The sequence below is a fragment of the Alkalibacter rhizosphaerae genome (assembly GCF_017352215.1).
Taxonomy (GTDB): domain Bacteria; phylum Bacillota; class Clostridia; order Eubacteriales; family Alkalibacteraceae; genus Alkalibacter; species Alkalibacter rhizosphaerae.
Map to the genome: position 1 here is coordinate 1,481,692 of NZ_CP071444.1, position 11,876 is coordinate 1,493,567.

The 11,876-nt window shown below is 45.8% G+C and carries 11 protein-coding genes; 7 read left to right on the forward strand and 4 right to left on the reverse strand.

Annotated features, from left to right (window positions below; translation table 11 throughout):
- Nucleotides 1-61: 61 nt before the first annotated feature.
- Complete coding sequence (locus J0B03_RS07445) at nucleotides 62-2,965, reverse strand: GPI anchored serine-threonine rich family protein (RefSeq protein ID WP_207299010.1); 2,904 nt, start codon at nucleotides 2,963-2,965, stop codon at nucleotides 62-64.
- 183 nt (nucleotides 2,966-3,148) lie between these two features.
- Nucleotides 3,149-4,630: a PucR family transcriptional regulator gene (locus J0B03_RS07450; protein WP_207299011.1), complete on the reverse strand. Its 1,482-nt coding sequence runs from the start codon at nucleotides 4,628-4,630 to the stop codon at nucleotides 3,149-3,151.
- A 352-nt stretch (nucleotides 4,631-4,982) separates the two neighbouring features.
- On the opposite strand from J0B03_RS07450, the gene J0B03_RS07455 reads away from it, so the two are divergent.
- The 5 genes from J0B03_RS07455 (at nucleotide 4,983) to J0B03_RS07475 (ending at nucleotide 9,495) form a co-directional block, all read left to right on the forward strand.
- Complete coding sequence (locus J0B03_RS07455) at nucleotides 4,983-6,221, forward strand: hypothetical protein (RefSeq protein WP_207299012.1); 1,239 nt, start codon at nucleotides 4,983-4,985, stop codon at nucleotides 6,219-6,221.
- 34 nt (nucleotides 6,222-6,255) lie between these two features.
- Nucleotides 6,256-7,272: an aminomethyl transferase family protein gene (locus tag J0B03_RS07460; RefSeq protein ID WP_207299013.1), complete on the forward strand. Its 1,017-nt coding sequence runs from the start codon at nucleotides 6,256-6,258 to the stop codon at nucleotides 7,270-7,272.
- Nucleotides 7,273-7,321: 49 nt separating this feature from the next.
- Nucleotides 7,322-8,140 carry an SDR family NAD(P)-dependent oxidoreductase gene (locus J0B03_RS07465; protein WP_207299014.1) on the forward strand — a complete coding sequence of 273 codons (819 nt, stop codon included), beginning with the start codon at nucleotides 7,322-7,324 and terminating at the stop codon, nucleotides 8,138-8,140.
- Nucleotides 8,141-8,184: 44 nt separating this feature from the next.
- On the forward strand, nucleotides 8,185-8,409 hold the full coding sequence (locus tag J0B03_RS07470; protein ID WP_207299015.1) for a hypothetical protein: 225 nt from the start codon (nucleotides 8,185-8,187) through the stop codon (nucleotides 8,407-8,409).
- A gap of 195 nt (nucleotides 8,410-8,604) precedes the next feature.
- Nucleotides 8,605-9,495: a 3-methyl-2-oxobutanoate hydroxymethyltransferase gene (locus tag J0B03_RS07475; protein ID WP_207299016.1), complete on the forward strand. Its 891-nt coding sequence runs from the start codon at nucleotides 8,605-8,607 to the stop codon at nucleotides 9,493-9,495.
- A 107-nt stretch (nucleotides 9,496-9,602) separates the two neighbouring features.
- Here J0B03_RS07475 and J0B03_RS07480 read toward each other — a convergent pair whose 3' ends face one another.
- Nucleotides 9,603-10,136 (reverse strand): DUF2812 domain-containing protein, encoded by a 534-nt coding sequence (locus J0B03_RS07480; protein WP_207299017.1) that lies wholly within the window; start codon nucleotides 10,134-10,136, stop codon nucleotides 9,603-9,605.
- A complete protein-coding gene (locus J0B03_RS07485; protein WP_207299018.1) occupies nucleotides 10,123-10,455 on the reverse strand; it encodes a PadR family transcriptional regulator in 333 nt (110 codons plus the stop codon). The genes J0B03_RS07480 and J0B03_RS07485 overlap by 14 nt, the downstream gene beginning before the upstream one ends.
- Nucleotides 10,456-10,626: 171 nt before the next feature.
- Here J0B03_RS07485 and J0B03_RS07490 point away from each other — a divergent pair, with 171 nt between their 5' ends.
- Nucleotides 10,627-10,878 carry a hypothetical protein gene (locus J0B03_RS07490; protein ID WP_207299019.1) on the forward strand — a complete coding sequence of 84 codons (252 nt, stop codon included), beginning with the start codon at nucleotides 10,627-10,629 and terminating at the stop codon, nucleotides 10,876-10,878.
- A complete protein-coding gene (locus J0B03_RS07495) occupies nucleotides 10,836-11,876 on the forward strand; it encodes a PucR family transcriptional regulator (RefSeq protein WP_207299020.1) in 1,041 nt (346 codons plus the stop codon). Before J0B03_RS07490 ends, J0B03_RS07495 begins: the two co-directional genes overlap by 43 nt.

The following is an 11,876-nucleotide window of genomic DNA, read 5'->3' on the forward strand; positions in this document are numbered from 1 at the left end:
CAAGAGACTCTACGTGATCTTATGATCATTTGGGGTCTCTTTTCTTCGTGGATTCATATCCTTAATCACTAAGAGGATCAGCCGGCTTGTTGACCCTGCTGAAAGCAAAAACCGGATCCACATCATACACGTAGGCATCAGGGTTCAGGTTGCTCGTCCCTGTGACTCCCTGATCTTTGGCTGCTGTTGCCACATCCGGAACGTGATAGGTAGCTGTGATATTCAATACGCATTCGCCGGATTCCCCCCAATAGTAATCTTTCCAAACGGGCAGGTCCGTGTTGTCTGGTTTTAGATGCACTCGAATGAAGGTGGATCCATTCGGCGCCAGGGATGGTATGGGCAAACTGACATAGCGATAGATCTTGAAGTGGGGTTTTCCCACCGGGTAGTAGGAGATGGTCAAGGTGCCGGAAGGACTCCACTCATCGTGGGGATTTCGGATGTTCACATCCACCCAGGCCGGTCGATACATGGCTTCCTGGGCCGGTTTCAAATAATCCACGTCCAGGGGATTGACATGATCCACCGTTGCGACTTTCTTCAACTGGGCTTTCGTTTCATCGATTATTTCATTGCGAACCTGATTGGGTATCTCTTCCGGAGGGATGCCCATGGAGCGAGCGGCTTCCTGCAATGTCACGGTTACGCTGTAATCCAGACCCGCATCTGCCAATTCCGCAAAATTCGGCAAGCTGGGCGGCAATCCCACCGAAACCAGACCGTAATCGATGAGGGAACGGACGGCAGTTCGGATATAGCCTTGGACAGTGCTGCCTAAAAAGGCGAAACGGTCCGCGATCAAATTTGCCATGGAATTCTTCAACCCATTATAGTTTTGCTGGATGCTGGCATAGATCTGATCCAAGAGGGTGAAAAATTCACTCCACATCGCATCCCAGTCGCTTTGAGTAATGGTCAAGCGGAACCAAGCCCCGGGTGGCAGCATCCGGTCTACGATGGTCTGATATTCTTCTCGGGTAGTATTCGGATACAGGTTCATGTGAACAGGGTAAGGAAACAGAAAATCCCCGGTCACATGATTTTTAATGTAGAAACCGATCTCTTCCGCCTGGATGGGTCGGGTCACTTCGAAGTATTCCTCATGATTTTCCAACGGCCACCGGGCAGGATAATAGCGCCAGAATTCCGTTATAGGGACGTAGGATTTGACGGTCACTTCTTCCGTTGGTTGATTTTCAAAGGCAAACAGGCTCAACAGGTAGCGGTCCTTGTCTCCGGTATAGTGGATCAGATGGGTTTTTGAGACCAGGGGCATTACCGTACCGGCTCCTTCTCCAGGCACATAGCAGACGGCCCGCATATAGTAGGTGATGGTGTCCGTGCCCAGTTCTGCTTTAGGCGGAGCAAACTCCGTAAAAGAAACCGGATAATACCGTGTTTTGGTCGTATAAGAAAGTCCGGAGGCATTTGATCGGTAAACCAATCCCGCTGGATTCTGGAAATCAGTAATGCTTTGCTGCTTATAAGGGACGGTGGAGACCTGCAAATCGATCTCTACGGATTCGATGGGGATCTCTTCAAGCAAGAAGCTCCAATCCCGTTCTCCCGCAGCGTAGATGAAAAACCCTTGGTCCGGAATTTCTTTATAGGCGCCTGCTTCAAATCCCGGCGTCGTTTTTATGGATAGTTTCGGTCCCAGCAGTGCAGGCGTCAGATTGCTTGCCCCAAAAGCAGCCTGCTCAAAAATGGGTTTTCCGTATATGACCTGAAATTCAGACCGAGTCGCTCCGACCATTTGATCCTGTTCATCCAGCACAATGGCTCGCACATACAATTCTCGTTGGACCTGTTCCAGAAGGACCAAATCCCTAATCGTCTCAAATGCCGCACCCTGGTTGATCAGTTCCTGACCGTTTTCTTCCATCTTAAAACGGTTCATGATGGCGTTGAAATCGATTGGAAATTCTGTCACGTTGCCGTCCAGAGATCCCCAAGCCAAAAGCCCTGGTGTTTCACTCCAGTTTGCATCACTTCCGCAAGGAAAGGGAACGCGGGATATTTGCCAAATCACCCGACTGGCCTTGGTTATATTGTGCTGCAAGGTAAACCAGCGGGTGGCGTCTTCGTCTTCATGGATAAAAATATTGTTGTCTTCGGTGTAGGAGGAAGGGGGATACACTTTCGCCAGCTCCGGTTCTGGTTCCGGTTCTACTTGTGGTTCAATAGGAGTGATCGGCGGTTTTTCCGGAAGAGGCTCCGGATCTTGGGGTATGGGTGCTGGTGGCTTCGGAGGCGTCGGAAGGGTCGGAAGCACCACTTGAAAGATGGGAGAATGGTTGTAACCCAGCAAGGCAGTACCCACCCAGGCATTGACGCGAAAAACACAGTTTTTGGAGGGACTAAAGGGGACCTTCAGTTGATAGGAGTTCTCATTGGCAATGCCTATGGCGATCTCTTGGTAGGTGGAACCTCCGTCACTGCTGAAAAGAATGTCAACTGTAATCTCCCGTCCGGAATCGATGGTCCAGCGAAGTTCGAAGTTGGTGCCGACGGTGAGCGTACTTCCGGACTCCGGATTAAGAACCTGTATTATGGAAGATGGAGGATCGATGGGAATAGGCTGTATGGGTTGTATGGGTTTGATCAGAGATATGGGCTTGATGAACGTTGCTTTGGTGATGTTGGATGATTGAGTGGATGAGGGGATCAAACGGGCCTCGGCCACGCCTTCCTGGGGTCTACCTGGACCGTTGGCAATATAGAGTTCTGCACCTTGGGAACATTCCGTGTCGGGCAAACGGTCTTGTGCATAGCTGCCCGGATCCAGAGTATCGATATCTTGGATCTCTCCGCGGAAATCCTGCTGCCCAGCCATTTCTTCCGAGTCGACTAGGGAATTTTTGCCGCACTGATTAAAGGAGATCAACAAGATGATCACAGCAATGAGTAAAATGGAGACCATGATCCACAGGCGCTTCGAATTTGCTTTGATCGGAGCCAACTTGGCCAACCTCCTTAACTATCATGCCTATTTTTTACCATCATTCACGATTTTCAATCACGGCAAGGGATATTATTTCGCTTGGCCAGGTAGAGGCCAACTTGTGAACAAACAAAACGATGCGCAAGATCGACTACTTTGCACATCGTTTTTCCTACATTTTGACTATAGTCTTCCAAAGCGTTATTGTTCCAGCTTCATCAAATGGAGACATACTCTCAGATAGAGTCTCACATCCGGGTCATCCAAGTCCATATTCAATATTTTTTTTATTTTGTTCAATCGATAGGTCAAGCTGCTGCGGTGCAAGAACATTTCTTCCGACGTGCGGCTTATGTTCATTTCATTTCTCAAATAGGAATCCAGGGTTTCCATAAGATCGACATTGCTCTCCGTGTGATCCTTTAATGCGAGCAATTCCCTTGGATACAGGTATTCTGCGGGATACGTTCCATCGTAGCGCGTGAGAACATATGAAAGAACATGATCATTGAATCGATAAATATATTTTTGATCGCTGCTCTGCCTACCGACATCCAGGGCATAATTGGCTTGCTTTTTGTAAATGACCGTTTGATCGATGTCGGTAAAATCATTGCTTAATCCGGCGACATAATTCATTCTTTCCAAATATTCTTCCAACGAATTCAACAGATCTTCCGTCTCCTTTGAGCCGGCATCATATGACTTTATGATGCCGAAGATCTCTTTTTCATCGATGAGAGCAAAAATCCTTCCAAGAAACAGCATGTTGAGGGAGGTGCACATGTACTCGATGGGCAGATAGTTTGTTGTCCGCAAGTTTTTCAGCTTGAAGCATACGAAGCATTCCCCTTCTTTTCTTTCCAGTTCCTTACTTTCTTCAAGGCTTAGAGGTATTCCTTTCAGCAGATTTTTCAACGCCGTTGTTCCCGGTGATTCGACAAAAGGCTTTTTCTGAATGTATTTTGCGAACCCCTTTTGAAAATACACAAAGAAATGATTTGCCAAAGGGAAGTCGCTTTTTTTAAAGGGTCTATTTTGTTCCGAAACAGAGATGCAGCCCGCAAACTGACCGAATGGAAACAAGTTGTTGCAGTAGCATTGTTTTCCGTCTACCGTAACAGCAGAAAGATAGGGTTCTTTGATGACCCGTTCGAGCCTGCACGCATCCTTGATCATTTCGCTATCGATAAGGGAATTGTTTTCACCCTCCATCGTATTGGTGTAAAAGATGTTCAACATGCGTTCGTTGACGACTACAATGGGATTTTCCAAGATCGTCGTTCCTATTTTCAAAATTTTTTTCATGTCGAAATGGTCATCATCTTCCAAGGCATCTCGGAGTTGATTGTCCCAATTGCTGAAGCGTTCGTATATTTTGTTGATCTCGTTGATCACATAAAAGAGGCTGAGTCCATTGGATATTAGGAGGATCTGACAGTTCTTGTCCACCCATCCTTGGGGCAGTCCCTTGCCCAGACAGACAAGAGCCATCTTTTCCGAGGGTGGATTTTTTGGGAGTGTTTCTGAACGAGCGATATATAGATGGTTGTCATCCACATCACAGCCGGTCTCGTAGAGCATGGGAAAATCCAATACGAGATCTTCTTTTAACGGGCCGAAACGCTGTATGCTTATTGAGTTTGGTAGATAGTCACAGATTATATCCAGATTAAGTTTCATAACTGGCCTCCATCAATGGCAAATAAAATCAAAAGGATGCTTCGACAAAAATCTCAACAAATAATTCTTGTACTATCTTACTATTATATCATTTTCACTTCCCATAGTGACAGCGCTTTTCCATGACAGAAGGTCGGAACGGATCAAATGTTGTATATTTGTTCAAATTCAATCGTAATATTCCTGCATTTTGTCCAATACAAAAAATATCAAATGACAAAAACTGCTTTGGTAAAGGGGAAAACTGTTGAACTTGCTTGAGAAAGATCCTATTCTTTACAGGATTTCATAATAATGAAGACATTGATAGAATCAATTTGTAGGAAAAATCAAAAGGCAAAGGAGAAGAACCATGAGTAAAAAAATCGATCAACGACTTCCTGGTGAAATCGGTAAAGGCGTTATGCCGGAATATGCTGCACTCCAGTCTCCGTGGGGAAAACTGATATCGTATCATGATGCACTCCATTATGTGAACCGTTACAATGGGGTGATCAGTGCCGCTGTCATGCAGGTCTTGCGGATCCTTGTTCCGGATTATGTGGAGCGATCAAAGGCCATGTGCAAGAACGCATACAAACGTGTAAAAGACCCATTCTTGACGCCATATGGTGAAATGATGAAAGAAGACCTTAACGTCCACCCTTTTTTCAAGGGCAACTTCGCAGGAGGCCTGGTGGGAGACTATGGGGATGAATGTTTGCTCATGTGCGGTCGTGTAAATGATTTTGGCACATACCGGGTCGAAAAGGAGTTGGACGTCTGCTATTGGGATATCGTAGGCTCAGAACTAGGCCGTGCCACCATAGGATCGCTGTTAGGGAGTGCCGATGGACTGGCAACCTGGTTGGAGGATGGCCCCACACTTGATTATCACATGGTGGAAGCAAAATGCTGCGGGGATCTGCACTGTCGCGTTGTTGCAGAAAGCCGTGAAAAATTTCCGATGCCTCCTCATGAGTCATGGGAATGCTATGGCCCCATCGCAACAGCAGATCAGATAAAAACGACACCGGAAGAAGAGTGTGAGAAGGAACCCATGTTTTTTAGAGAAGACTGCGGTTATACCTATGTCAGCGGTACTTGTATGGAAAATGACGCATCTGGTGCATATCCCTTGTCGTATCAATCCAATGCAGCAAGTTACATGTTGCCCACCATAGATGATTTGATCGAAGAGGGTTTGATGGAAGAAAAATTTGTCGATCATGTCATCAAGTGTGTATGTGAAGCTGCCGGCAAATCTGCGTTTGGAGAATTCTATGCCAAAGAGGGGTTGCGCAATTGGCTTGGAGCACCCAAAGACATGGATGACGGTCGCCTTATGGGAGCCCATATTGAAATTTACCTGCAAAGCATGCTCTCGGAGTATAGGGTGGAAGCCTTCAACAAGGACGAGGTCATTTATGTCATCGATCGTACAAACTTGATTTTTGCAGGCCCAAAATATGTCGATGCGCTGATTTCTACATGGTATGGAATGACAAAAACCCTTGTCAATGCACAGTGGTCGTTGTGGGAAGAACCAGAAGGCGTGGATGAGGATCAGCTGCGCATCAAAATTGCAAAAAAAGCGGACAAATATTGTTGATGATTGGATCGGATTAGAAAGGAGCATACCGCGGATGAATAAGAACGTATACAAAAATGATGAAATGAAACGTCGGGAACACATGGCTGTTCGAAAGAGCGTAGGTTGGTATTTCTGGACACACCAACTCTTGCAAGTCAAGGGAGAAGAGGCCACTGCGTTTTTGGACTTGATCTTCCCCAACTCCATCGCAAATCTCAAAGTGGGTAGCGCCCGCTATACGACCATGCTCAACGAGAAGGCAGAAATTATCGATGACGTGATCGTATTTCGGATGGAGGATCAAAAATACTGGATCTCTACCCTGTTTATCAACAAATTGACGGATTGGCTGTCCAACTTTAAAAAGGCTTTTGCTGTAAAATATTCAGATATTTCGGAGAATTACCAGATGTTTGCAGTGCAAGGTCCCCGTTCTAAAGATCTCATCAATGCCATTGTTGAGAACAATGTGGACGATCAGAAATTTTTTACCATCAGAGACAATAAAATCGATGGAATCGATGTGAAAATCAACCGGGGTGGTTTCACCGGAGAGAAGTTTGGTTACGAGATATATGTTTTGCCGGAGGACATGGCCATCATTGAAGAAAAATTAAGAAAAGAAGGGGAAGCGTTCGATGCGGTGGAAGTAACGGACGTTCAGATCATGGCTTGGTCCCTGCCTACTGAAGCCGGATTTTATTATATGAGAAATCTGATGCATACCAATCCTCTGGAAGTTGGCTTGGATGAAGGGATCAACTGGAATAAAGAGTTTGTCGGTAAAGAAGCCCTTCTTCAAATCAAAGAAAAGGGCCCGACCCGTGAAATGGTTGGGTTTACCCTTGACGAAGATGATGTTCGCATCAATGCCATGGATCTTGGCGGACCAGGAACACCGGTCATGCTCAATGGAGAAGAGATCGGTCGTGTATCCAAGTTCACGTACAGTTTTGTGTTAGAGAAAAACATCGGATATATACTCTGCATGAAAAACACAGTAAAGCCAGGTGATCATGTCGCCATAAAAACCTATGATGCGGTCATTACAGAAAAAGTATTCATCTGAGAGAGAAAGTTTTGAGAGAGTTGCATATTCATAAAGGAGATGTATGGTTATGAGTTTCAATCGATTCATTGATAAGATCGTGCTTGTCATTGGCGCAGGTGCTGGAATGGGAAAGGCAACGGCCATGTCATTTTTAGCCGAAGGTGCCCAAGTCATAGGCCTCGACATGTTCGAAGATCGCCTTGAAGCCCTCGTTGATGAGACCAAAGATCTAGGAGGTACCCTTGATACATACGTTGGGGATATTACCGACATGAAAACAATAGACGGAGTAGTCGATTTTATACAAAAAAAGTATGGAACATTGGACATTCTTGCCCATGTAGCAGGCATTATGGACTTTATGTTGCCGCCGGACATGTTGACGGATGACATTTGGGATCGGGTCATGGATGTCAATGTAAAGGCACAATGGCGAATGGCAAAGGCGGCAATGCCCCTTATGAAAAATCACGAAGGAAACGGAGCTTGCGTGACCATTGTTTCTTCCCTGGGCGGTTATGTAGGATCTTCTTCAGGGTCAGCTTATATAACATCCAAACATGGGGTGGAAGGGCTCATGAAAAATCTTTCCTTTTCTTATAGAGACAACAAAGTTCGTTTTAATTGCGTTGCTCCAGGGGCTATAGCTACAGAAATCATGGAGACGACCCTACGAATATTCCCGGAATATGAAGAGAAATGGGAATCGGGGATGTGTTCTGAAGGAATGGAGTTTTATTTGTTGAACGGCATCGGTCTTGTCAGACCTGTAGAGCTGGGAGAGGCACAGGATGTTGCAGATGCAATTTTATTCCTCTCTTCCGATCAGGCAAAATTTATAAACGGAGCAAGTCTTGTTGTCGACGGTGGTTGGTATAGCGCATGAAGAAATTAAAGCGAAGGCTTTAAAATAAAAAGGGAGGTACTCTCATGTCATTAACGAAAAACACCAAGTTAAAGGAACTCGTAAACAACCCGGAAGCATTGGCGATCATCAACAAGTATATGCCGAATAAATTGGATCCCGATGATCCAAGGTTGAAACCTGCACTGGGCATGTCTTTAAAAGTTATTTGCGGATTCCCCCAAACGGGAATCAAAAAAGAAGATGCTGAAAAGATGTTCGAAGAATTGGAGGATGCTGATCTGGATTGATGGAATCTGGAGAAAGCGCATGCTAAAGAAGACACAGTGTCCAATCATTGGGTGCTGTGTCTTTCTACTCCAGCCTATTCCATATAGGTCCAGAGCGTTTTGATCCAACCCATTAGGGTATTAATTGGGTGCAAAGAGTTGGTCTCGTTTGATAGAAGCAGTATCATCGGTTTTAAAAAGAAAGAAGAGAAAAAAATGAATGAAGAACAATTAAACAGGATGTACAGTCCTTTTCCCAAAATGTCCCTGGGACAGAAGGGAAGAAAAACGATCCACTACTTGCAACAGTTGAAGGACGACGGGGTCCATATTGTGCAGCACTGCCCGAGCATGCTGGGACCCATGTTCACCATGGCCGCTGAAATGGCCGGCGTGGATATTTGCCGTCTACCGCCATCCGGCGGAAGGATCGGGCCGGAAGAAGCTCTGAAGCGATCCATGGAATGGATCGGTGAAAATCGCAGCGTTGCTCCCCACATCCACATCAATTACGTGACGGATACCATAGCTTTTGCATCCAAAGAATCGGCATTGGCCAACTTCTCCAAATTCCATATGGCAGGTGCAGATTCCATCCTGCCCATGGGGATCAACAACGAGACCCTGGAGTTTGTCGCCAAAAATCATGTGATCGTGTACGGACACGTAGGAGCCATTTCCGGATGGCAAACCTTGGGGACCCACGGAGGATACAAACACTTGGGGAACACGGCGGAAGATGCCATGAGGATCTTCCGAATGGCTTACGAATATCAGGAATCGGGAATGAAGGCCATGTCCATTGAACTGACCCCCATCGAAGTCAGCAACGCCATCGCCAAAAAATTGCGAGTGCCGGTGATCAGCATTGCTGCTGGTGGAGCCTGTGATGGCAGCGAGATGGTGGATGCGGACCTGTTTGGCCTTATGGCCAACCCGGCAACACATGCCAAAACCTATGGACGCTTCCTGAAGTGGGCTGCAGAGATCTATGGAGCCTGGGGCAATGATGTGAGAACAGGAGCCTACCCGGAGGACAAACATGGATTCCATATGGAAGAAAGCGAACTGGACAAGTTCTTGAATACTTTAGAGCAAAAATATTGAGATATCGGTTGTAGAGAAGCAGACCAACTCAAAGAAGTCGAAGAAATCGAAGGGACGGTTCTTTTGATCACGTGATCAAAAGAACCGTCCCTTCGATTAGTAGTTTTCTAGTAAAAAAGGTCTTTTTGTTTGGTAAGAACCGTCACGCGAAGATGGGCCTTCAATGCGGCAAAGCCGATGATGATCCCCAATCCGATCAAAAGCCCAGGCAGTATATAGATCGGGAATCCCAGTCCCAGGCGGCTGAGAGTGGACATTTGTGAAATACCCACATACAATTCGAAAGCAGCTACCACACCCATCATAAGGCGAATTTTTTTGTACAGGTTGATTTGAGAATCCAGATCGGTATAGAGTTCAAAAGCTCCTTCCGAAACCGGCTTTCTGAAGTATGCCCATCGAGCCCATCCGCTGACGTATTCGACACCGGTTTCTTCCAGGAACCGTATGTATTCCATGGAAGATTTCGTTGATACGAGGCCGTCCAAAAGGTCGATGCGGTAGGTGTATTCACCAGGTTTGCATCGCTCGAAGGTATATTGTCCGAGAAAAAAACTTTTCATGGCCCAACCCTGCTCCACCATCTCGTTCAGCCATGCTTCTTCCTTGTCTTTGTCCCAATATAATCTAAATGCTCTCATCTTCATTCTCCTCCAAAATTTTAGTTCCGTGAGAAACCAGTTCTTTCAATCGTTGGATCTCCAAGGCCACGATTTCTTTCCCCACGTCCGTGATCAGGTATTCCTTTTTTTTGCGGGATGCGGATTCCTCGCTGTACAGAGCGATCCAACCCCGTTCCATCATGGTGTTTAGTGCACCGTAGAGAGTTCCAGCACCCAGTTGCAAACGGTCTTTGGTCAACGCCTGGACATCTTGGATGATCCCGTAACCGTGGTTTGGTTTGAAGAGGGCCAAAAGGATATAATAAACACCCTCTGTTAATGGCAATTCATTTGACATTTAAATCACCTCCCGATATAACGTCAGCTGATATATCAAATATATCGCGTGTCGATATATTTGTCAACGATATATTTAAAAAATTCACGTATTGTGATCACTTCGGCAAAATGAGATAATGGTTTGTAAGCAGCACTATGGAAAGTTTTAAAGAAACAGAGGGGAAAAAATATGAAAACAGAGTCACCAGATATGATGCAGATCATCAAAGAGTTTCACGATCAAATGGACAAACCGGGCTATCGGCCGTTGATTCGAAGTGCCAGCAAGTTTTTTGATGCCCCTGTGGTTTTTACCGATGACAAATATGAGTTGGTTTCTCTTTATCCCGCAAAAAAGATCGGTGATTTTGTCTATGATACTCTTCTGGAGACGGGGGGTTGCCGGAGGAGACTATTGCGGCCTTTCACACTGCATATTTGAAGGAACCCGGGCGCAGATACAAGCCTTTTTACAGGAAGGAAGGTTTGGTCGAGGATTGTCCGCGGATTTTTGCAGAGGTATATGATGAAATCAAAGTATTGGGGCATCTGGCCGTATTTTTAAAGGACAAAGAGTTCGAACCTTGGCAATTGGAAGTAACTTCCGCATTGTCGGATGTGTTGCGGATCAAGATCAATTTGACAAACCAGACGCCTACGGTCCTTTCTGATCTTCTGCAATACCTCTTGGACCGAAGAACTGGAAAACAATCTAAAATTCGAGCGATGGGGCAGCTTTCCAAGTTTCACTTGACGGACTCCTTGCTGCTGGTGGCACCGCTGGATCAAAGCAAGTCTCAACATGCGTTTGCCTCTCTGGCCATTAATTACCTTCTGCATAAGTATACCAATGCCATACCCACCGTTTTCAACGACGACCTGGTGGTTCTGTTGACTCCCAGTGTTTATCAACCGGATCCGAGAGAAGATGGGGAAAAGATCTCAGAATATCTGAAGCAATATCAAATTTTGTGCGGCGCAGTCTATCCCATCAAAAATGTGGAAAAATTGCCGGATCATTATCTTCAGGGGCGATTGGCAGCAGAGACGCATTTCCGGAAAGTAAGCGGGAAATCGGAAAAAACCGAAACAACAACGACAGTGCCCTATTATTCCGATCTGAAAGCGGATCCACTGTTGCTATATATAAGTAAAAGAAAGGATTCTTTGAGCCTTTTGGATCCAACCTTAGAAAAGATCCGTGCCTACGACGAGGAAAACAATACGGATTACCTGGATACGCTCTTTTGCTACTGCAAGAATATGTACCGAAAAAATGAAACCTCCGTCGATCTGCACATTCACAGAAACACGCTGAATTATCGGATCAGTCGCATGGAGGAACTTTTCTCCCTGGATCTGCAGGAGTACGCAACCATGCTTCATATCTTGCTGAGCATGGAATTGATGCGATTTGATAATGGCGAAACAACAATGTGA

Bases quoted from the DNA above. Each gene is read 5' to 3' on its own strand.
- J0B03_RS07480 (WP_207299017.1), bottom strand. From the start codon at position 10,136: ATGAGAGCATTTAGATTATATTGGGACAAAGACAAGGAAGAAGCATGG.
- J0B03_RS07490 (WP_207299019.1), top strand. From the start codon at position 10,627: ATGAAAACAGAGTCACCAGATATGATGCAGATCATCAAAGAGTTTCAC.
- J0B03_RS07450 (WP_207299011.1), bottom strand. From the start codon at position 4,630: ATGAAACTTAATCTGGATATAATCTGTGACTATCTACCAAACTCAATA.
- J0B03_RS07485 (WP_207299018.1), bottom strand. From the start codon at position 10,455: ATGTCAAATGAATTGCCATTAACAGAGGGTGTTTATTATATCCTTTTG.
- J0B03_RS07465 (WP_207299014.1), top strand. From the start codon at position 7,322: ATGAGTTTCAATCGATTCATTGATAAGATCGTGCTTGTCATTGGCGCA.
- J0B03_RS07475 (WP_207299016.1), top strand. From the start codon at position 8,605: ATGAATGAAGAACAATTAAACAGGATGTACAGTCCTTTTCCCAAAATG.
- J0B03_RS07470 (WP_207299015.1), top strand. From the start codon at position 8,185: ATGTCATTAACGAAAAACACCAAGTTAAAGGAACTCGTAAACAACCCG.
- J0B03_RS07455 (WP_207299012.1), top strand. From the start codon at position 4,983: ATGAGTAAAAAAATCGATCAACGACTTCCTGGTGAAATCGGTAAAGGC.
- J0B03_RS07460 (WP_207299013.1), top strand. From the start codon at position 6,256: ATGAATAAGAACGTATACAAAAATGATGAAATGAAACGTCGGGAACAC.